This is a genomic window from Endozoicomonas sp. G2_1 (genome assembly GCF_017744155.1).
Taxonomy (GTDB): domain Bacteria; phylum Pseudomonadota; class Gammaproteobacteria; order Enterobacterales; family Alteromonadaceae; genus JAGHQT01.
Window position 1 is genome coordinate 66,223 of the sequence record NZ_JAGHQT010000005.1, and the last position, 18,835, is coordinate 85,057.

The 18,835-nt window shown below is 45.3% G+C and carries 15 protein-coding genes and 1 riboswitch; of the genes, 1 reads left to right on the forward strand and 14 read right to left on the reverse strand.

Features of this window, described 5'->3' with window-relative positions; translation table 11 throughout:
- Positions 1-16: 16 nt before the first annotated feature.
- From J7384_RS08230 to J7384_RS08295, 14 genes are all read right to left on the reverse strand, one after another.
- Positions 17-910: a DUF547 domain-containing protein gene (locus J7384_RS08230; RefSeq protein WP_209112926.1), complete on the reverse strand. Its 894-nt coding sequence runs from the start codon at positions 908-910 to the stop codon at positions 17-19.
- Positions 907-1,692 carry a glycosyltransferase family 2 protein gene (locus J7384_RS08235; protein ID WP_209112928.1) on the reverse strand — a complete coding sequence of 262 codons (786 nt, stop codon included), beginning with the start codon at positions 1,690-1,692 and terminating at the stop codon, positions 907-909. Before J7384_RS08235 ends, J7384_RS08230 begins: the two co-directional genes overlap by 4 nt.
- The gene (locus tag J7384_RS08240) at positions 1,685-4,018 is read right to left on the reverse strand and encodes an NAD(P)-binding domain-containing protein (protein WP_209112930.1); all 2,334 of its coding nucleotides are present in this window, start codon (positions 4,016-4,018) and stop codon (positions 1,685-1,687) included. The genes J7384_RS08235 and J7384_RS08240 overlap by 8 nt, the downstream gene beginning before the upstream one ends.
- A 28-nt stretch (positions 4,019-4,046) precedes the next feature.
- Positions 4,047-5,654 (reverse strand): hypothetical protein, encoded by a 1,608-nt coding sequence (locus tag J7384_RS08245; protein WP_209112932.1) that lies wholly within the window; start codon positions 5,652-5,654, stop codon positions 4,047-4,049.
- A gap of 17 nt (positions 5,655-5,671) precedes the next feature.
- Positions 5,672-7,213: a glycosyltransferase gene (locus J7384_RS08250; protein WP_209112934.1), complete on the reverse strand. Its 1,542-nt coding sequence runs from the start codon at positions 7,211-7,213 to the stop codon at positions 5,672-5,674.
- 4 nt (positions 7,214-7,217) lie between these two features.
- A complete protein-coding gene (locus J7384_RS08255; RefSeq protein WP_209112936.1) occupies positions 7,218-8,075 on the reverse strand; it encodes a hypothetical protein in 858 nt (285 codons plus the stop codon).
- Positions 8,076-8,403: 328 nt separating this feature from the next.
- Positions 8,404-8,739, reverse strand: a complete 336-nt coding sequence (locus J7384_RS08260; RefSeq protein ID WP_209112938.1) for a hypothetical protein — start codon at positions 8,737-8,739, stop codon at positions 8,404-8,406.
- Entirely contained in the window at positions 8,739-9,233 is a 495-nt protein-coding gene (locus J7384_RS08265) for an ImmA/IrrE family metallo-endopeptidase (protein WP_209112940.1), read from the reverse strand. The genes J7384_RS08260 and J7384_RS08265 overlap by 1 nt, the downstream gene beginning before the upstream one ends.
- 114 nt (positions 9,234-9,347) lie before the next feature.
- Positions 9,348-10,970, reverse strand: a complete 1,623-nt coding sequence (gene thiE, locus J7384_RS08270; protein WP_209112942.1) for a thiamine phosphate synthase — start codon at positions 10,968-10,970, stop codon at positions 9,348-9,350.
- A 28-nt stretch (positions 10,971-10,998) separates the two neighbouring features.
- Entirely contained in the window at positions 10,999-11,838 is an 840-nt protein-coding gene (locus J7384_RS08275) for a thiazole synthase (protein WP_280636337.1), read from the reverse strand.
- 3 nt (positions 11,839-11,841) lie between these two features.
- On the reverse strand, positions 11,842-12,051 hold the full coding sequence (gene thiS, locus J7384_RS08280) for a sulfur carrier protein ThiS (protein WP_209112943.1): 210 nt from the start codon (positions 12,049-12,051) through the stop codon (positions 11,842-11,844).
- Between the two features lie 18 nt (positions 12,052-12,069).
- Complete coding sequence (gene thiO, locus J7384_RS08285) at positions 12,070-13,236, reverse strand: glycine oxidase ThiO (RefSeq protein WP_209112945.1); 1,167 nt, start codon at positions 13,234-13,236, stop codon at positions 12,070-12,072.
- Between the two features lie 130 nt (positions 13,237-13,366).
- A complete protein-coding gene (thiC, locus tag J7384_RS08290) occupies positions 13,367-15,367 on the reverse strand; it encodes a phosphomethylpyrimidine synthase ThiC (protein WP_209112947.1) in 2,001 nt (666 codons plus the stop codon).
- Between the two features lie 240 nt (positions 15,368-15,607).
- Positions 15,608-15,706, reverse strand: a riboswitch (TPP riboswitch).
- Between the two features lie 166 nt (positions 15,707-15,872).
- Positions 15,873-16,379: an outer membrane beta-barrel protein gene (locus J7384_RS08295; protein ID WP_209112949.1), complete on the reverse strand. Its 507-nt coding sequence runs from the start codon at positions 16,377-16,379 to the stop codon at positions 15,873-15,875.
- Positions 16,380-16,658: 279 nt separating this feature from the next.
- Between J7384_RS08295 and rep the strand changes: the two genes are divergently transcribed.
- Complete coding sequence (rep, locus tag J7384_RS08300) at positions 16,659-18,674, forward strand: DNA helicase Rep (protein WP_209112951.1); 2,016 nt, start codon at positions 16,659-16,661, stop codon at positions 18,672-18,674.
- Positions 18,675-18,835 lie beyond the last annotated feature (161 nt).

Sequence of the window (18,835 nt, forward strand, 5' to 3'; positions counted from 1 at the left end):
GTCATACTATTTGATATCACTCGTTAAGTGGTTGATTAAGTTGCCAGTTATATTGATAGTCAATATCGCCATTAAATTTCATTAATGCCTGTTGTAATGCTGGTTTTGCATACTGGCTCAGGTGGTTGATTAGCGCGTTTTGGTCTTCGCCGAAATCTTCCGCAAACCAGTTATATATGCTCGACAAAGCCAGCTTATTACCTTGTAAATCAACGGCTCTCGGGTGGTTGATAAAATCTTGTGCCGCTGTTGTTAGCTGCTGCTCAAGACGCTCGGCGGTGATCGCTTGAAGCGGTAAGTTAGGGCAGCCCCGACTGGCGCAGTTAATCACGTAATGGACCCGAGGTTCCTGCCAAATACTGCGCAAAATACCGTGTTCAATTTGATTTAAACTTAATTCTTTACCGGCAATGTTGGCGACCTTGATATCCCATGGCCCGATAATTTCACCGAGGCCATCAATCGGCAATTGATGGATTTCGCGGATGCTGTCAACGGGGTAGTTGCTTAGCACTAAATCAACGGTTAGGGCATTGTAGAGATTGACCCAGTAGGCGAATTGCTGGCGGTGATTAAAAGCTCTAGGGTCAATTGTTTGTAACGCTTGTAAATAGTTTTTAAGTTGTTGGCGAGCGTGGTGATCATCGTCAGCGGCTAACTTGGCATAGTCAAAAACAGTGGCGTTAAGTGCTTGTGAATAACTGGCATAGTCAGTCAATATAGCTTGCCAACTGCTGTGGTCAATGGTCTTGAGGTTATCACTGTCATAGGCTTGCTCGGTAAGCTGCCAGTAATCGATAGGATTAGCCGAGCGCGCCTGATATAAACTGTATAGCCAATATGCGGCTAGCAGACCACTGATGGTCATCAAAGACAACAGTACTTTGATTAAAACAGGTTTACTGCTCAATGATTTACACCTTTGCTTGAGGGTTTACATTGATTGCTCTGGCTTGTGTTTTGACCTTGTTTAAAGCCAAAGAGTCGCAGTTTGGCAATCATCGACAAAATGCCAATTCCTGCCAATACGGTTCCCTTAACCGTACCACTTATTTTTGATTGACCAATTCTCACTTTTGAATCTACCGGATATTCGCTGGTTTTGAGCTTGAGCATGGCAGCTTTCACTTGCATCTCAACCGTCCAACCAAAGGTGGTGTCGGCCATTGCTAAACGTTGCAATGCCGACTGACGAATTGCGCGAAACGGCCCTAAGTCAGTAACGGGCTGTCGCCAAAACAAGCGAATTAGGCTTGATGCTAGCCAATTGCCAAACAGTTGTGGTGGCGTTAGTGCCCCACGCTCAATGGTGCCCAAGGTACGTGAACCGATTGCTAGATCATCGCCATTAGCAATGCCAGCCAGCAATGCTTCTGCTTGATTGATAAAACACGAGTCGTCACCGTCAACAAATAGCACAACATCAAAGCTTTGGGGTTGTTGATCAAGCCAATCAAGCGCGGTTAAGCAAGCAATGCCATAGCCTGCTTGGCTTTGTTTTACCACTGCCGCGCCAGCGCTTTCGGCGTTGGCAGCGGTGTTGTCGGTAGAGCCGTTGTCACAAACGACAACTTGGTCGATAACCGCGAGATCTTCCGTGGTCAGTTTTACAAGTTTACTAACCACTTTACCTATCGCTAACTCTTCGTTTAACGCTGGAATAACCGCGGCGACCCGCAAGCCTTTATACATTTTTTACCTCAATAATTTCCGCCATTTGGACACGGCTGGCGGCGAGTTTTCCGGTTTTTACCACTTCAGATGTTTGGCGATCGATTTCGGCAAAGCTCAAGGTACCCGTTGGGCATACTTGTACACAGGCAGAGCAGCGCACACATTGCGGGTCGGTCATCGGTTTGCCCTTTTGGGCAAACGCCATTACATCAATACCTTGGTGACATTGGCTGGTACATTGGTTACAGCTAATACACTTGTTTTTATCGGCGGCAATGGCGAATTTGCTAAAGCGCGCGTAAATGTGCATCAGTGCCGCTAACGGGCAAGCAAAGCGACACCAAGCGCGGCCTGAGTATTTAAAATATAGGCCAAAGCCAAGCACACCAGCCATAAAAATGTCGACGACCCATTTCCAGCTAAAGGCGTTAACTAACTGATAATCTTGGTTTTCACCTTTTAACAAGAGGTTGAACATGGTATTCATCCAGCTCTCTGGATAAATCCAGCCGAGGATGCGAATAAACAACATGACAAAAGCGGCGGCTAAAATAACTTGGCCGAGCATATTGAGTTTATTCCAGTTTTTGCCGTGCGGCATTTTGTGTCTTTGCTTGTCGCCGAGGGTTTCCGCCATCGCACCACAAGAACAAATCCAACTACAGTAGGCGCCTTTACCCCATTTGTAGACGATTAATGGAATGATCACGAAGGTTTGAATGACGGCGATCACTAACCACACCAGCTGTGGTTGGTCGGTAAATACGGTGTAAACACCGAGCGGCCATGCAAAAATAAAACTGTAGGCATGCCAGTAAGCACGTGGATGACCCCAGTCAGGCCAAACGTGGTTTGCTAAATCTTGTGCGGAAATATAGGCGGGGAAGAGGGCGTCGCCAACAGTTTTACCCCAACCTGCATCAAAGGCACCGTTGTAACCAAGCCAAGGTAAAATAACTTCAGGTAGTAAAAACAACGGGAATAATTGAATTGCGAACAACACGCTAGTTTGCACCGTGACATAAGGCGTTTTACTGCGCCTAATTCGCTGCCAGCCAAAAATGGCAATAATACTGGTGTACAAAAAGGTGTAATAGAAAGATCGGCTTTTCAGCGACATCGCCAAAGTGCCAATTAAGGTTGAACGGTCATCGACTTGATCAAACCACCAATCGCCGAGCTCACTGAGTAAGTCAGGCACTTCATTGGGATAAGTAAACGTCGACCAAAACGAGTTTAAAAAGCCGTAGCTCTTCCAATCGTAAAGTGCACACAAGGCAATAAAAAACATGATAAAGGCAATCCAGCCCGAGATGGTACTCTCACCACTAATCGAGATTTTACTGCGGCGGAAAAAATCCAGTGGCGCTTCACGGCCCGTCGCCAGTAATACTTCGTCGTTGGCGAGGCTTTCAGTGCCGTTATGGTCGGTAAGTTCGACGCTATCAGGTTCAATTTTACTGACTTGGGTCGACATTTTTACGTCAACTTTACCGCCCTCAACCAAGCTTTGTAGTTGTTCGATGTTTTCAGCTTTCGGTCTTGAAAACTCGGCTTTGCGGTGACAAAGGGTCACTTGTGCTTGGTAGTTGGCACAGCTGATTGCCGCTTCCAATGCACTGTCGCCACCGCCGACAATTAACAGTTTTTTGTTTTGATATTGGCTCGGATCAATTAAGCGATTGCTGACTTTTTCTAGCTCTTCACCGGGAATATTGAGTTTGCGGTAGTTACCGGAGCGACCAATGGCAACGACAATGCGGTGGCCAATCAAGCGTTCACCGTTTTCAAGGACGGCGTGCAGCAAGCCCGATTTGCGCTCAATATGGCTAACGTTGGCAATCTCTGGGCTAATTTGATGCTCGCTCGCGCTTTGATGCAAGTGGCTGAGCAAGCTTTCTTTGTCGACAACCTCTTGACCAAACTGGAGTTTGCCCGTTGGCGTCATCTCGGTTGGATACGTGTAAATCGGCTTGCCATGGGGGAAGTTGTTGATGGTTGAAAACGGTGAATTTGCTTCAATTAACTTGAAACTAATGCCAGCCTCTTTTGCGGCAATAGCGGCAGAATAACCACTAACACCGCCGCCAATGATGATAACGTCGGCAACATCGGCTTGCGCTTTACGGTTTTGAAAGCTCGTTTCGGCAACAATATTGTTGATTGCTTTGGCGCCAGTATCGGCGGAAAACTTTAACAGCGGCACGCCGGTTAAGTCACCGACGATATAAGTGCCGGCAATATTGGTCTCGCCATTGGCTTGACTGATCGGTAATTTTTCAACTTCTGCATCTGGCCACTGACCGTGCAGCCAATGGTGATATCGACTCACTAACCCTAACATGAAAACCCCTTATGGCGATCCATTCAGATCACGCTTCACTTGCACGCTTTAACGATATATCTATTTGCTGCTGGTCACGCCCTGCGTAATGCCTTGCAGCTTTGTTTGAATTTGCCCATTTGATTCCCCAATAAATCAAACTCACTAAGGCAAAAAGGTAAGCACCGGCCAATAGTACAATCGGCCACTGTGCGGGCTGCCAAATTTGGCAACAGATAAATTGATTGAGCACTTCATAAGTTAACGGCATAACACCAAGCACAATTATCAAGGCTGCGTTTGGCTTTAACGCCAGTAGTGCTGCCAGTGGCATCAGATACCATGGAAATAAGACCGGACTAATCAATAAAGGAATGACAAGCGCCAACTGACAAGCGAGAATAAGTGGCTCCGACAGTAAGTAATTAATTGTTTTTAAATCGTTTTCTGCACTGGTAATTTCTTTGTTGACTACAGTCTGTTGATTGTTAAGTTGTTGCTGGCTATACGCCAATAAACCAACCACGACAATTAAGCTTGTTGTGATAGCGGTAAGTGCAATAACAAAAGCCTGTGGATTCAATTGATTGAGCAGTGAAAACAGTGGTGCGGCAAAGCGCCATTTCTCAAAAAACACCCCAATGCTGCCAACTGGGTAAAAACCTAGCGCGAGGGTAATACCGTAACCTGCGATGATTACTGATAAGGCACTTAGCACTATGATTAAGCTACGTGGCCACGAAAAGTTGGCGAATACTAAGGGCATAAGTAGTACGAGCGGTAAAATTTTACAAAGCACACCTAGGCCAATACATATGCCAACCAGAGACAATTTATTGCGGTGCCAGTAATAGAGTGCGGCAACAACTGCGAGGGTTGAAAAAGCATCTAAGTGCAAACCTACACCGGTTTCAATAACTAGGATTGGCGATAGCGCAACTAACGGTAAGTGCTGTAATTTATTGTGAGCTTTAAGTAGTAAGTAGATGAAATATAAACTCGCGATACTGGCACCCGTTAGCATGAGCTGCCAAGCTAGTTGAGCACTTTCGACGCCGAAGTCAACACCAATATTGGCGGCAAAGGCAAAGATTGCCAATGCTAGTGGTGGATACAAGGTTGGATATTTAGCGTGCTCTGCTGGTGGTTGCCACAGCTCGCGCAAATGAGCCAAAGCGGGATGGTCGTGACTGACTTGATAAGGGTCGAGACCCGTTAACGCGATACGGCCATCAAACAGGTAGCGGTCAACATCGTTCGAGGTGTAGGCATCTGCGCCAATAAGTAGTAGCCTTGCCACTACACCAACTGCCAATACTAACCAAACAAAACTGTCTTGATCTTTAGTGACTGAGTTGGCGTTCAGTGTTTTGAGCCCGCAATACCAAACAGCCAACATCAATAGCATCATCAAGGTAAATTGGCCGATAACCATATTACCGAAACTAAAGTTAATTGAAATACCGGCAATTGTTGGGGCTTGTAAACCCGCTAATAACTCACCGTGAAGCTGACCAAACCAATGGCTCGAGCCAGTTAACACCAATACTGCTATTAAGTTTAAATAAACTAAGCCGTTCTTACTTGATTGCGCTAAAACTTCTTGTTTGCAAACAGATAAAGTCGTTAATTTTGGCTCAGTGATTGGTCTATTCATAACAGAGTGATTAGCCGTTACGACTCTTGTGCCAGCTTGTGATAGCTGCGCATACTGGCGATTGAAGTGGTGAAAAAGCCCAGTAGCAACAAGAGTAAAAATGGCGCCATAAACCAGTGCTGATTGGCGATTGCCCACACTAAAACTAAGGCGTAAACCAATGCTACAGCAAGCTCGAATAAAGCGCCGCGCGGCGCTACCGCTCGATAAAATTGCTCTGATAGGCTTTCAGTACTTCGTTCTACTTCGGTCGTTGGGGTAGCTTGTTCAATCGCTACTGTGTTGTTAGGCAAGTCGTCAGTCTCGGCTAATTCACCGCTTTTAGGAGTGCGAACAAAGTCACTTTGCTCTTTGCGCAAGGCTTCATAACCCGCTCGCGCATTGTTAGTGGCTAGTTGAATACCCATTAGCATCAGCCTTGGCAGACGAATGATGGCGTAAAATTTCGAATGCCCAAGTGCTACTTGACCATAAAACAAATAAACTAAGTGGCTGATAGACGCTAACATCAATAGCGGTAAATCCAGCCACGGCGCATCATATAAATCGTATGCTTGCCTGATCCACAGGGTTGGAATTAAAAACACTAAGGTATCGATTAACATCACTAAATAAGCGAGGTTATTCGACAAGTGAAAGCTGGCTTCCAGTTTGGTTTTTAACGGTAATTTTGAGCGCCAAACGGTTGGTAGCATTTTTAGCATCACTTGAACGCCACCCTTGGCCCAGCGGTGTTGTTGGCTCTTAAAGGCGTTAATATCGGCAGGAATTTCTCCGGCACAACCGACGTCATTTAAGTAAATCATGCGCCAACCTTTGATTTGTGCGCGATAACTTAAATCTAAATCTTCAGTCAGAGTGTCTGCACTCCAATGGCCAGCGTCGACAATCGCTGTAGTGCGCCAAATGCCTGCGGTGCCATTAAAGTTGAATAGTTTGTTGCTGGCGCTGCGCACCTGTTGCTCAAGGGCAAAGTGAGCGTCGAGCATAATTGCTTGGCTTTGGGTCAGTTCACTACTGGCTTTGTTTAGGTGTTCCCAGCGAAATTGCACCATGCCAACATCATTTTCAAAAAAATAGTGAATGTTGTTTTTCAGCAAATCCGGTTCAGGCAAAAAATCAGCATCAAAAATGGCAATAAATTCACCCGTTGCAGTCGCCATCGCATCTTTTAGTGCACCAGCCTTAAAGCCATGGCGGTTTTCTCGTTGTACGTGCTCGATATTGATACCGCGCTGCTGATGATGCTCAACACGATCAGCAATAACGTCACTGGTGCTATCGGTAGAATCATCAACAATTTGAATTTGTAGCTTGTCTTGCGGATAGTCAAATGCGGCTACCGCATCGACAATACGCTCAGCGACAAAACGTTCGTTGTAGAGCGGGATTTGGACGGTAATTGTTGGTAAGTCGGCAAACTTTTCAACAATTTGCGGTTTAACGTCGCGATAGCGATAACGACGAAAAACCATAGATAAACGGTGCAAACCAAATAAAGACAGCACCAGCAATAAAACAAAGTGCCCAATCAGGACACTTATTGCGATCACAGACATAAGTTTAGAACACTCGTGTTAAACCAAGTTGAATACTGTCACCGTCTAGGGTGTTTTTACCGTAAATATCTTTGGTGTAAGTCAGTTCGAGGCCCCATTTGTTTTTTGAACTCGAATCAAATGTCCAACCTGCGGTTAGTTCCCACTTACCCGAATCAAATTCTGGGACAACAGACAAGTTAGCGTTGGTGTTGTCAACGTCATCGGCGTTTTCTGCACTGAGTACACCGTCCAGTTTAGTGCGCAAATAGAGGTTTTTATTGACGTTAAAACCGTACTCAAGCAAGTAGCGATATTCGTCTGATGGTGCGTCTGTGCGCAAGCGGTAACCGAACTCAGCGCCAACATAGCCATATTGGTTTAAGCTTTTGCCGAGTAATACTCTAAGCTCGTAGTCTTCTTGACCGTTACCAAGGGCTAGTGGTTCATCTTCGTCGTACAAATAAGGTAGTTTGGCAAGAAAAGAGGTTGATAACACAAATGGTTCAGCCTGCCACTGGTAGCGAATACCTATTTCGGCATCGCCTAAACCATTGTTGGTTTGTACTAGGCCGTTAGCGTCAGTTTGCTCTAGTGATTGATAGAGTAATTGGCCGTAAATAGCAAAGTTATTACCCAAGCCGTACTCGCCGTAAAAAGAGGTGTTTTCACCGATAAACTCAGAGAAGTTATCGTTTTCGCCGCGAAACTCGTCAGCCTCGTAGTAGGCATAAGCGAATTTGTTGTAGCCTTCACCTTTACCTGCAACCCAGGCACCGGCATTGGCGAGATTTGAACAAAAAATGGCAACGGCGGAGGTGCCGACAACCGCTAATGCAGATTTTGAGCGCTGAGATATCGCGAGCTTGCGCAAATTAAACATGTTTTACCCTCTATCATTTTTGTTAGCTTATACCCCTTGGTATAAGTTATGGCTGTGCCTTTTTTGTTCAGGCTGTCATGTAGAGGGAATGATAAAGATTATTATTTCAGTGATTTTGCCGGTTTATAAATTTGATATAAATTTGTGATACTTTCGTGATAACTATGACGGTAACATGACAAATTTAATTGAAATTTTCATATAAACAAATGAATTTGTTATAAAATAATGGAGGTAGTAGCTAGCCGAGAACTCTGCGCAACGGTGGTACTAAGTGATTTTCTAAACAACTATTTTAGCATTTAAATTGTGTAATTTTTGTCGTGACTTATCGAGTATTTGATTTCGTTGGAAAGAGGTTTTTAGTGATGACTAAAATTACGCCAAACACTTCTGCTAATGTGCCACCCATATATAGATTAAGTGACCATTCGTCGAAAGACAGCCAACCGAACCCTACGCAGAAAAATGCAATGTTCATCACGATTAATTGGCCGATTAATATATAAACAAACCAACGAGCATAAGATTTTTTTAATTCGCGATCTGCTTTGGAATCTTCGACCCGTTCATTGACTAAAAGATCGGTCGCTGATGTTTTACTTTTGTCTTGCAAACTGGCTTTTATTGACGCAGCTAAAGTTCCCTTTTCTTTTTCCTGCATCAAAGTAGCCTTAAGTTTTTTAATCGATGTTTGACAGCTTCAGGTGAAACACCAAAGAATAAGGCGATTTCAAAGTGACTTTTTTTATTTTGAAGTAATGCTTTTATTACTTTTTCGGGCATCAATAGGTTTGCGGCAAACTTATTGGCAAAGACTTCTTCGGGATCACTGCCACTGGCGGCGCTTGGACCACGTAAATCGACATACTCGTATTCAGTACTTTGATCATTTGATTGGATGCGCGAGATGTAATGGCCTAGTTCATGTGAACAGGTAAATCTTTTGCGATTGCTGTGGTCGCTATGGTGAAGCGCAATAATGGGTTCAGTACCTGCTTCTTTTATTAAGGCACCAGAAACAGACTCAGGTAACTCGGTATCTAGTACCTGTAGTCCTAATTTTTGCGCAATAGAAACAGGATCAACAGGGAAGCCCTTGTTTGTCCATAGAGTTTCTAAAATTTTATTCGCTTCTGTTTCAGGGTTGAGTGCCATTAAATTTCCTAAAAGAGAAATTTTTCACGCTTTATACAGTGTTTTTTTGAAAAATCAATATGTGTGTGTTTTTATACAGTAGTACACAAGATAAGCGGCTGTCAACTGATCAGCTTATAGTCGACGTTTTAACTCAGCCACCACTTGTTCTGGAGACTCTGCTTCAGTAATGGCGGTGACTACCGCGATACTATCAACACCTGTCGTTACCACTGCATCAATGTTGCTGTGGTTAATACCGCCAATGGCCACCATAGGTTGAGTTGGCTGGGTATTCATCATCATTTTAAGGTTGTCTAAACCTTGTATTTGCCCCGTCATATCTTTAGTAGTAGTGGGGAAAATAGCGCCAAAAGCGAGGTAAGATGGTTTTAATTGCTGGCTTGCTAAAAACTCGTAAATACCGTGGCTGCTAATACCTAAGCGAATTCCGGCGTTGGCAATAGCGCTTAGGTCGGCATCGGCGACATCCTCTTGGCCGAGGTGAATACCGTAGGCGCGGTGTTTTATCGCTAGTTGCCAGTGATCATTAATAAACAAGCGAGTCTTGCTATCGCGATATAATTCAATTGCGGCTTTTATCGTCGCTTCAAGGGTATCGCCGCTTAGACCTTTGACTCGCAGCTGAATAATGTTGAGCCCAAGCGGTTTTAACCTTTCTAACCAAGCCAGTGAGTCAACAACCGGATAAAGACCGAGTTTTTCATCCTCAGCGAGTTCAAGTGAGGCAAAATCTTTGTTTTTATCTTGCAGGTTAACGTTATTCACTACTGCCGGTAAAAATGGCGATAGTGCTTGTTTTCCTTGTAATTCACTAGAAACGGGAAACTGTCGAAAAGCGCCGTAGTAGTTAGTGTTATTGTACTCCGCCGCCAAGCCTCTAGAGATAAAAGCTTTGGTTAAGGTGAAAGCATCGCGCACCAGATAACCTTGCGCGATAAAGCAACTGATGGCGGTGGCAAAGCTGCAACCGCCGCCGTGGCTATGACTTGTATTAATCCGTGGCGTACTCAGTTGGTAAACTTGGGTAAGATGTTTTTGTGCTAAAGAAGTTAACGGATGGCCAGTCTCTAAATGGCTAATTTTGTGTAAACAGTAATCGCGACAGTTGTTTTCGTGTTGGTTGTTAGCTTCACCGTTACATTCACTGTTGCTTTCAATATGGCCGCCTTTAATGATCACGGTATTGACGCCAAGCGATTGAATTTGCTCGGCAAGCGCAGCGATGTCGCTTTGGCTATCGACATAAAAAGCGCTGACCATGGCGATTGCCTCAGGCATATTCGGGCAAAGAATATCAATTAAAGGCAACAAGGCTTTCAGAAGTGTTGGTGTCAGTTGACTAAATCGGCCGCCAACACTGGCACTGGCGACAGGGTCATAAACCACTTTTAGCTCTGGTAATCGCTGTTTAAGGCTATGCAGTGTTTCCGTTAACCAAAGCAATTGTTGATCATTGGCAATTAGGCCGATTTTGATGACATTGGGCTTTTTGTCAGTGAATAAACACTCAACCTGCTCGGCCAATACTTCAACTGATACTGGATTCACTGCCAGCAAGCTTTCAGCATTTTGTGTGGTGTTAGCAGTAATAATTGGGCAAAGTTCAGTAAAGTTGTCAGCATTTGAAAAACATTGAGCGGTTTTAATATCGGCGGCAATACCAGCTCCGCCTGAGCAATCGTGGCCTGAGATTGACCAAATAATTTTGTGTTTAGTAATGGTTTGGTTTTTCATTTGCTGTGTACTTATTTTGTGTTTTAGCCTAACTGTCTGCTTGGTGCCAAAATGGTGTCGCTAAGGTTGGCGTGCTTGCTTGCGCGGTTTGGCGCTCTGGCATTAAGCCAGCGCAGTAGGCGATACGGCCTGCTTCAACTGCCAATTTGAAGGCGGTTGCCATGGCAACGGGTTGTTGTGCTAAGGCAACTGCGGAGTTGAGTAACACGCCATCAAAGCCCATTTCCATCGCTAAACTGGCATCTGAAGGCTTTCCGATACCTGCGTCGATAATCAGGGTAGATTGCGGCAAACGGGCGCGAATTGTCTCTAAGTTGTAGCGATTGAGTAAACCTTTGCCAGTGCCAATTGGCGACGCCCACGGCATAATCACTTCGCAGCCCAAGTCGTATAAGCGCTGACAAAGCACTAAATCGTCGGTGCAATAGGGCAGTACTTTAAAGCCATCGGCAACCAGTTGTTTGGCGGCGGCAACCAGTTCAATTGCATCGGGTTGTAAGTTGTAGTCGTCGCCAATAACTTCTAGTTTCAGCCAATCAGTACCGAACAATTCCCGTGACATATAGGCGAGGTTAATCGCTTCTTTTGCCGTTTTACAACCTGCTGTGTTGGGCAACAACTTGAGTTGGTGTTCGTTGCTCAAGGTTTGAATGTATTGCCAAATTTGTTCACCGCCATTGGTCTCTGGCGCTTGGCGTTTTAACGACAGGGTAATTATTTGGCTACCAGTGGCAATTACCGATTCTTTCATAATATCTGGCGATGGATACAGAGCTGTGCCAATCAGTAAACGGCTAGCCATTTGGCTGCCATAAATATTGAGACTGTTGTTGACTTCGCTGTTAGTTGAATGGTTAGTGGCTGACATCGATTATCCCCCTTGAATTGGGCTAAAAATATCTAGGCTATCGCCTTTATTCACTTGGGTAGTTTGATAATCAGCCTTGCCGACAAAGCCTTGATTGAGCGCAAGAGCAAAATGAGCGGGTAGTGACAGCTGCTCTTGATAGCGCGCCAATAAATCAGCAATGGTGATACTGGCGTCGATATCATAGGGTTTGCCGTTAATGTGAATGGTCATTTTGGTATTTTCCAATGTTTAATCTGCAGTTATTTGTTGTGACTGAACATGATGTTCACTTACTAACTCTGGATAGCGTATGTTCTGCTCACTGCTATCTTGATTAATCACTGCCAAAGCGTGTTCCAAAATCACTGGCGCGAGCATAAAGCCGTGTCGAAACAAACCATTTACTTGGACTAAGCCCGGTTGGTGATTAATACGAGGTTGGTTGTCGCTAAACGCCGGTCGACACTGACTTATTTGGTCAATAATGTTGGCTTCGGCAAAGCCAGAGTGAACGCTGTAAGCCGCCGATAACAACTCTAGTGACGAGCGCACCGTTACTGGCGCTAAACTATCGCTTTCTATTTCAGTGGCACCTATGATGTAACGATTATCAGCTTTTGGCGCGATATAGATTTGATACCTCGGGTGGGTCAGTCGAATTGAGCGCTTTAGTTTTACCTCTGGCGCGTGCAAGTGTATAAGCTCACCGCGAACAGCGCGCAAGTTGCTAAGTTGACCTGTTTGTTGGCCTTTAGCGCCCGTGCCTCGACAGTCCACCACCAGCTCAAACTGTTCATTGCCTGTTACGAGCTCTACTGAGTGAGGCTTGAGGCTGATGACCTCGCTGTTGTCGCGCCATTTGACGTTTTCGAGCTGTTTAAGTTCAGTCGCCAGCGCTTGCAACAATTGGCGATTGTCGAGCTGAGCTTCATCAGGCAAGAACAAACCTTGCTGAAACTTGTTAGCAAGTTCCGGTTCAAGCTTAGCAAGGGCACCATAATTCACAGCTTGCTGCGAGTAATTTGAGTAATTATCGGCAATATAGCGACTAAAATGATTGAAGTCGCCATTATCTTGCTGATGCGTGACGATTAACGTGCCGTTTTGTTGAAAAAATACTGGCTTAGTTAACTGCGCCAATAATTGCGGCCAAAGTTTAAGGGCATCGTGACCCATGGCCACCATGTTAGCTTCGCATTTTAACGCTTCACTTAATGGTGCCAATAAGCCGCCGGCGGCATACGCGGCGCTTTGTTCGCCATTGCCCTGATCGCGGTCGAACAAGGTTACTTGCTGACCTTGTTTCGCCAATTGCCAAGCGATCAGGCGACCAATGAGGCCAGCACCAACCACGGCAATATTTGCTGATGAACTAGCTGTTGAATTAGCTTTTGACTTAAGTACGGATGTTGCCATTTTCACCTTTCACAACCCTAAACGTGTTGTCTTGACAAAGTTTTATTCGAGTCTTCGAGCGCAGTTTGTTTAAGGTGGGTACATACAGAGTACCCACCCGACATTAACTAGCGCCGAAGTTAGTCAATAACTAACTCTCAGCTTGCGCGGCGTGATACAACTCGCTGCCCGAGGCTTTAAATTCGGCTGACTTTGCCTGCATACCTTGTTCAGCGGTTACGGTGATTTGTTCACCGCTGTCGGAACTTGGATCAATCATTTTGATTTTAATGCCGTTTTCTTCCAAATTAGCGGCGTAGTCGCGCACTTCTTGGGTAATTTTCATCGAACAGAATTTAGGGCCACACATTGAACAGAAGTGGGCAACTTTGCCTGACTCTTGCGGCAGGGTTTCGTCGTGATACTGGCGAGCGCGTTCAGGATCTAGCCCCAAATTGAATTGGTCGTGCCATCTAAATTCAAAGCGCGCTTTTGACAAGGCATTGTCACGCAATTGTGCACCGGGGTGGCCTTTGGCTAAATCACCAGCGTGGGCGGCAATTTTGTAGGTAATCAGACCTTCTTTTACGTCTTCTTTGTTCGGTAAACCCAAGTGCTCTTTTGGCGTTACATAACAAAGCATGGCACAGCCGTACCAGCCAATATTGGCAGCACCAATGCCCGAGGTAATGTGGTCGTAACCCGGTGCAATATCTGTGGTCAACGGCCCTAAAGTGTAAAACGGCGCTTCGTCACAATGGGCAAGTTGCTCTTCCATATTGGCTTTAACCATGTGCAATGGTACGTGCCCCGGGCCTTCAATCATCACTTGAACATCGTGTTGCCATGCAATTTTGGTGAGTTCGCCAAGGGTGTGTAATTCGGCAAATTGGGCTTCGTCGTTAGCGTCGGCGATAGATCCCGGACGCAAACCATCGCCAAGAGAGAAGGACACATTGTAGGCCTTCATAATTTGGCAAATTTCTTCAAAATGAGTGTAGAGGAAGTTCTCTTGATGATGTGCCAAACACCATTTCGCCATAATTGAACCGCCGCGGGAAACAATGCCGGTTAAACGCTTGGCGGTCATCGGTACGTAACGCAATAACACGCCGGCGTGAATGGTAAAGTAGTCAACCCCTTGCTCGGCTTGTTCAATTAAGGTGTCGCGGAAAATTTCCCAGCTCAAGTCTTCGGCAATGCCGTTAACTTTTTCTAACGCTTGGTAAATAGGCACGGTACCAATGGGTACTGGCGAGTTGCGGATAATCCACTCGCGGGTTTCGTGAATGTATCGGCCAGTGGACAAATCCATTACTGTATCTGCGCCCCATTTGGTTGACCACACTAGCTTTTCAACTTCTTCTTCAATTGAAGAAGTGACCGCCGAGTTGCCGATATTCGCGTTTACTTTAATTAAAAAGTTGCGACCAATAATCATTGGCTCCGCTTCTGGATGGTTGATGTTGAGTGGAATAATGGCGCGACCGCGAGCGATTTCATCACGGACAAATTCTGGCGTGATTTGCTCTGGAATGGCGGCACCGAACGATTGACCGGGATGCTGTTGGTTGAGTACTTCGGCGTGCATTTCGGCGCGCTTCATATTTTCGCGAATGGCGACGTATTCCATTTCAGCGGTAATAATACCTTGGCGCGCGTAGTGCATTTGGCTGACGTTTTTGCCTGCTTTGGCTCGTTTGATTTCAGGCAAGTGTTCAAAGCGAATATGATCCAAACCTTCGTCAGCTAAGCGTTGCTGGCTGAACTTAGAGCTTACTTTGGGTAGGGTTTCAATATCGCCACGGGTGTCTAACCAAGGCTGACAAAGTTTGGCAAGGCCGCGATGGACGTCGATTTCTGTGTCGGCATCTGTGTAGGGGCCAGAGGTGTCGTAAACGCGAATTGGTGGATTGGCTTCAAATACTGGGTTGTCTTTATCGCCGCCAACTAGTGAGTCGGCTTGGCTAATTTCCCGCATACCGACTTTTACATCGTGCAAGCTGCCAGTTTCATAAACTTTGCTTGAATTTGGGTATGATTGAGTAGATAAGTTTTCGATAAACGCTTGTGCGTCAGCGCGTTGCTGGCGGCGATTACTAGTGGTTGTGCTAGCTGCGTTAGTTGCAGCATTAGTAGATTGTTGACTCATGGTTGCTCACCTTTTTTTATCTTCGCGAGAAGAAGTATTAAAAATAGGCGGAGCTTTAAGCTGTGTAGCAAGGGCAGAGCACAGAGGTTTGTTGTTTATGTCTGCGTTTATATTTATACGCTTGTTTATACAGGACTTTCTCTTTCTCAGTAAGTGGCAGAAAAAGACAATATCTTTGTTATTTTAGCTGTACAAATACGCATTGTTGATTAAACAAAACGCAAACAAACCCTAGGTGCTAATGTATGCACGCTTGTTCCCTTCGCAGATACTAATCTGATCAGGTTCTACGGATCCCGCAATTGCGATCTCAGCCTTAAGGCACTCCGACAAGGTTAGCGAAGTGCTTAACTTTTCATCAAAACACTTTGCTAGTGGCTGGATTCTAGCCCGATTAATGATTTAAGTGCAAGTGGATTGTGCGTCAAAGAAATGAGCAAAGGCAGCTAAGGTCAAAACCCCTTAGCTGCCATAGTTAGTCTTGTTTTAGAACAATAACGGCTGTTTAGAAGCTGTATTTGTAACCAATCGAGACAATATCGGCGTCGCTAACATCTTCGTACGAAAGCTCAAAGCCTGAGTTTTTCGAAAACTGATAGCCAATACCTAAGCCATAGCCCCAGTCTGAATTTGAGTTAGTTGCTTTGTTACCGTTCAGCTCAGCCTCTAATTTAACATTGGCGTAAGTTGGCATCGCGTAGATGTACATACCGTTGTCAAACGCTTGCTGGACGCGAAAACTAGCAGCAATGTAGCGATCTAAGTCAACATCGACAGCACCAACATTGTCGTCGACAACACCAACACCCAAACGCAGTTCAGGGATTAGCGAGAGGCCATTTTGGTCGATGTCAAATTGGTAGCCTGCCGTGCCATACAAAGCACCGACAGTGACATCTGGTGTATTGCCATCAGACGAAATACTGCTGTAACCGCCGCCAAATTGCCAATCAGCACTTGCTGCAAATGAAAGACCTAGTAATGATGAAATTAATAGAGATTTTTTTAACATAATAACTCCTGTGTAATCCTTGTTAGTGTTTTTTGAAAACAAGGTCATTGTAGGGTGGGGCGGCACAAAAAAGTGTTAGATAGTGTTTAACAATTGTAGCGGTGCACTTTAGTGATTTGAGTGCATTAGTTTGAATGAGTGTATTTGACCGTTTGGTGTGGTTGCTTGAGTAAACGATGAAATCATCTCGATATTTTTAAGGCGTTTGCTAGTGTTTCTGTCATCTAAAGCGGGTAAAATTGTCGGCTGTTCAATTCAGTCATTAAGTATCAAAGCCAAATGAAGTTAAACCCAAGACAAGAGCAAGCGGTTAAATATGTCAGTGGTCCGTGTTTAGTTTTAGCGGGCGCAGGCAGCGGTAAAACCGGGGTTATTTGTCAAAAAATCGCTTACTTGATTCAAAAGTGCGATTACAAAGCGCGCAATATCGCCGCGGTAACTTTTACCAATAAAGCCGCGCGCGAGATGAAAGAGCGAGTCGCCAAAATGCTCGGTCGCGAACTCACTCGTGGTTTAACGGTTTCTACCTTTCACTCGCTGGGCTTAGATATTGTTCGCCGTGAAATCAAAACCCTTGGCTACAAGCCGGGCTTTACTTTATTTGACGATCAAGACACGCTGGCATTGCTCAAAGAGCTGACCTTAGAAGAACTCGACGGCGACAAAGATTTGCTTAGCAAATGTCAGATGATGATTTCTAATTGGAAGAATGATTTATTGCTGCCCGACGCCGCCATTAAACAAGCAGGTGACGCCGATACTGCCTTGTTTGCCGAATTTTATCGCCGTTATCAACAGCACATGAAGGCCTATAACGCGCTGGATTTTGATGACTTAATTTTGGTGCCAACACTGCTGTTGCGAAATTTCCCAGAAGTGCGCGAGCGCTGGCAAAACAAAATTCGCTACATGTTAGTGGATGAATATCAAGACACCAACGCCAGTCAGTACGAGTTGGTAAAACTAATCACAGGTGAACGCGGCCGCTTAACCGTGGTTGGTGACGACGATCAATCGATATACTCATGGCGCGGTGCCAAGCCGCAAAACTTGGTGTTACTCGGCAAAGATTACCCGCAGTTAGAGCTGATTAAACTAGAGCAAAACTATCGCTCTAGTGGTCGTATTTTAAAATGCGCCAACATTCTTATTGCCAATAATCCGCACGTATACGACAAAGCCCTGTTTAGTGAACTCGATTACGGTATTGAGCTGAGAGTCGTGCAAACCAAAAACGAAGAGCACGAAGTTGAGCGGGTAATAGGTGAGCTGATTGGTCACCGCTTTATGAACAAAGCGCAATACAAAGACTATGCGATTTTATATCGCGGTAATCACCAGTCGCGCTTGCTGGAAAAAGCGCTAATGACCAATCGCATTCCCTACAAAATCAGCGGCGGCACCTCGTTTTTCTCACGGGCAGAAATCAAAGATGTTATGGCCTATTTGCGCTTGTTGGTAAACCCTGACGACGACAACGCCTTTTTGCGCGTGGTTAACGTGCCGCGCCGAGAAATAGGCCCAGCGACATTAGAAAAGCTCGGTAGCTACGCCAACATGAGGCAAATTAGTATGTTTGCCGCCAGTTTTGAACTCGGTTTAGAGCAACACCTCACGGGGCGCGGTTTAGCCAATGTTCAGCGCTTTACTCGCTGGTTAGTTGAAACGGCAGACAACGCCGAACGCGGTGACACCGCCGCAGTGCTGCGCGGCATGATTCGCGAAATGAACTACGAAGACTGGCTCTACGACAGCTCGCCTAGTGCCAAAGCTGCCGAAATGCGGATGAAAAACGTCACTGAGCTGTTTAGTTGGGTGACGCAAATGCTTGAAGGCACCGACCTCGACGAGCCGATGACGCTAGCGCAAGTGGTAACACGGTTAACACTGCGGGACATGATGGAGCGCAACGAGGAAGAAGAAAGCGCCGACCAAGTGCAGTTAATGACCTTGCACGCCTCAAAAGGTTTGGAATTCCCTTACGTGTTTTTAATTGGCATGGAAGAGGGCTTGTTGCCGCACCAAACCAGTATTGATGAAGACAATGTTGAAGAAGAACGCCGTCTCGCATACGTTGGTATTACTCGCGCTCAACGTGAGTTAATATTTACTTACGCAAAAGAACGCCGCCAATTTGGCGAAATTGCTCGAACCGAGCCGAGCCGCTTTTTACACGAACTGCCGCAAGCGGATTTACTGTGGCAACAAAACAAAGACAACACTACCAAAGAGCAAATTCAACAAAAAGGTAAGGCAGGTGTCGCTAACTTGCGTGAGTTGTTGAAGAAGAAGTAAATTGTAGTTTTGAGCGAAGAACGAGTCCTCAGAGGCTGTTGATAATCGCTAGCTTGAGCGACTATTGTTTTTCATAACAAATTGAGTTATTCAGTATTTCTGATAATTTATACATAAATTAATAGATCAACATAACACAGTCGACAATATAAAAAATGGTT

Coding starts and splice junctions, on each gene's coding strand:
- J7384_RS08235 (WP_209112928.1), bottom strand. CDS start 1,692: ATGTATAAAGGCTTGCGGGTCGCCGCGGTTATTCCAGCGTTAAACGAA.
- J7384_RS08240 (WP_209112930.1), bottom strand. CDS start 4,018: ATGTTAGGGTTAGTGAGTCGATATCACCATTGGCTGCACGGTCAGTGG.
- J7384_RS08245 (WP_209112932.1), bottom strand. CDS start 5,654: ATGAATAGACCAATCACTGAGCCAAAATTAACGACTTTATCTGTTTGC.
- J7384_RS08250 (WP_209112934.1), bottom strand. CDS start 7,213: ATGTCTGTGATCGCAATAAGTGTCCTGATTGGGCACTTTGTTTTATTG.
- J7384_RS08255 (WP_209112936.1), bottom strand. CDS start 8,075: ATGTTTAATTTGCGCAAGCTCGCGATATCTCAGCGCTCAAAATCTGCA.
- J7384_RS08260 (WP_209112938.1), bottom strand. CDS start 8,739: ATGCAGGAAAAAGAAAAGGGAACTTTAGCTGCGTCAATAAAAGCCAGT.
- J7384_RS08265 (WP_209112940.1), bottom strand. CDS start 9,233: ATGGCACTCAACCCTGAAACAGAAGCGAATAAAATTTTAGAAACTCTA.
- thiE (WP_209112942.1), bottom strand. CDS start 10,970: ATGAAAAACCAAACCATTACTAAACACAAAATTATTTGGTCAATCTCA.
- J7384_RS08275 (WP_280636337.1), bottom strand. CDS start 11,838: ATGTCAGCCACTAACCATTCAACTAACAGCGAAGTCAACAACAGTCTC.
- thiS (WP_209112943.1), bottom strand. CDS start 12,051: ATGACCATTCACATTAACGGCAAACCCTATGATATCGACGCCAGTATC.
- thiO (WP_209112945.1), bottom strand. CDS start 13,236: ATGGCAACATCCGTACTTAAGTCAAAAGCTAATTCAACAGCTAGTTCA.
- thiC (WP_209112947.1), bottom strand. CDS start 15,367: ATGAGTCAACAATCTACTAATGCTGCAACTAACGCAGCTAGCACAACC.
- J7384_RS08295 (WP_209112949.1), bottom strand. CDS start 16,379: ATGTTAAAAAAATCTCTATTAATTTCATCATTACTAGGTCTTTCATTT.
- rep (WP_209112951.1), top strand. CDS start 16,659: ATGAAGTTAAACCCAAGACAAGAGCAAGCGGTTAAATATGTCAGTGGT.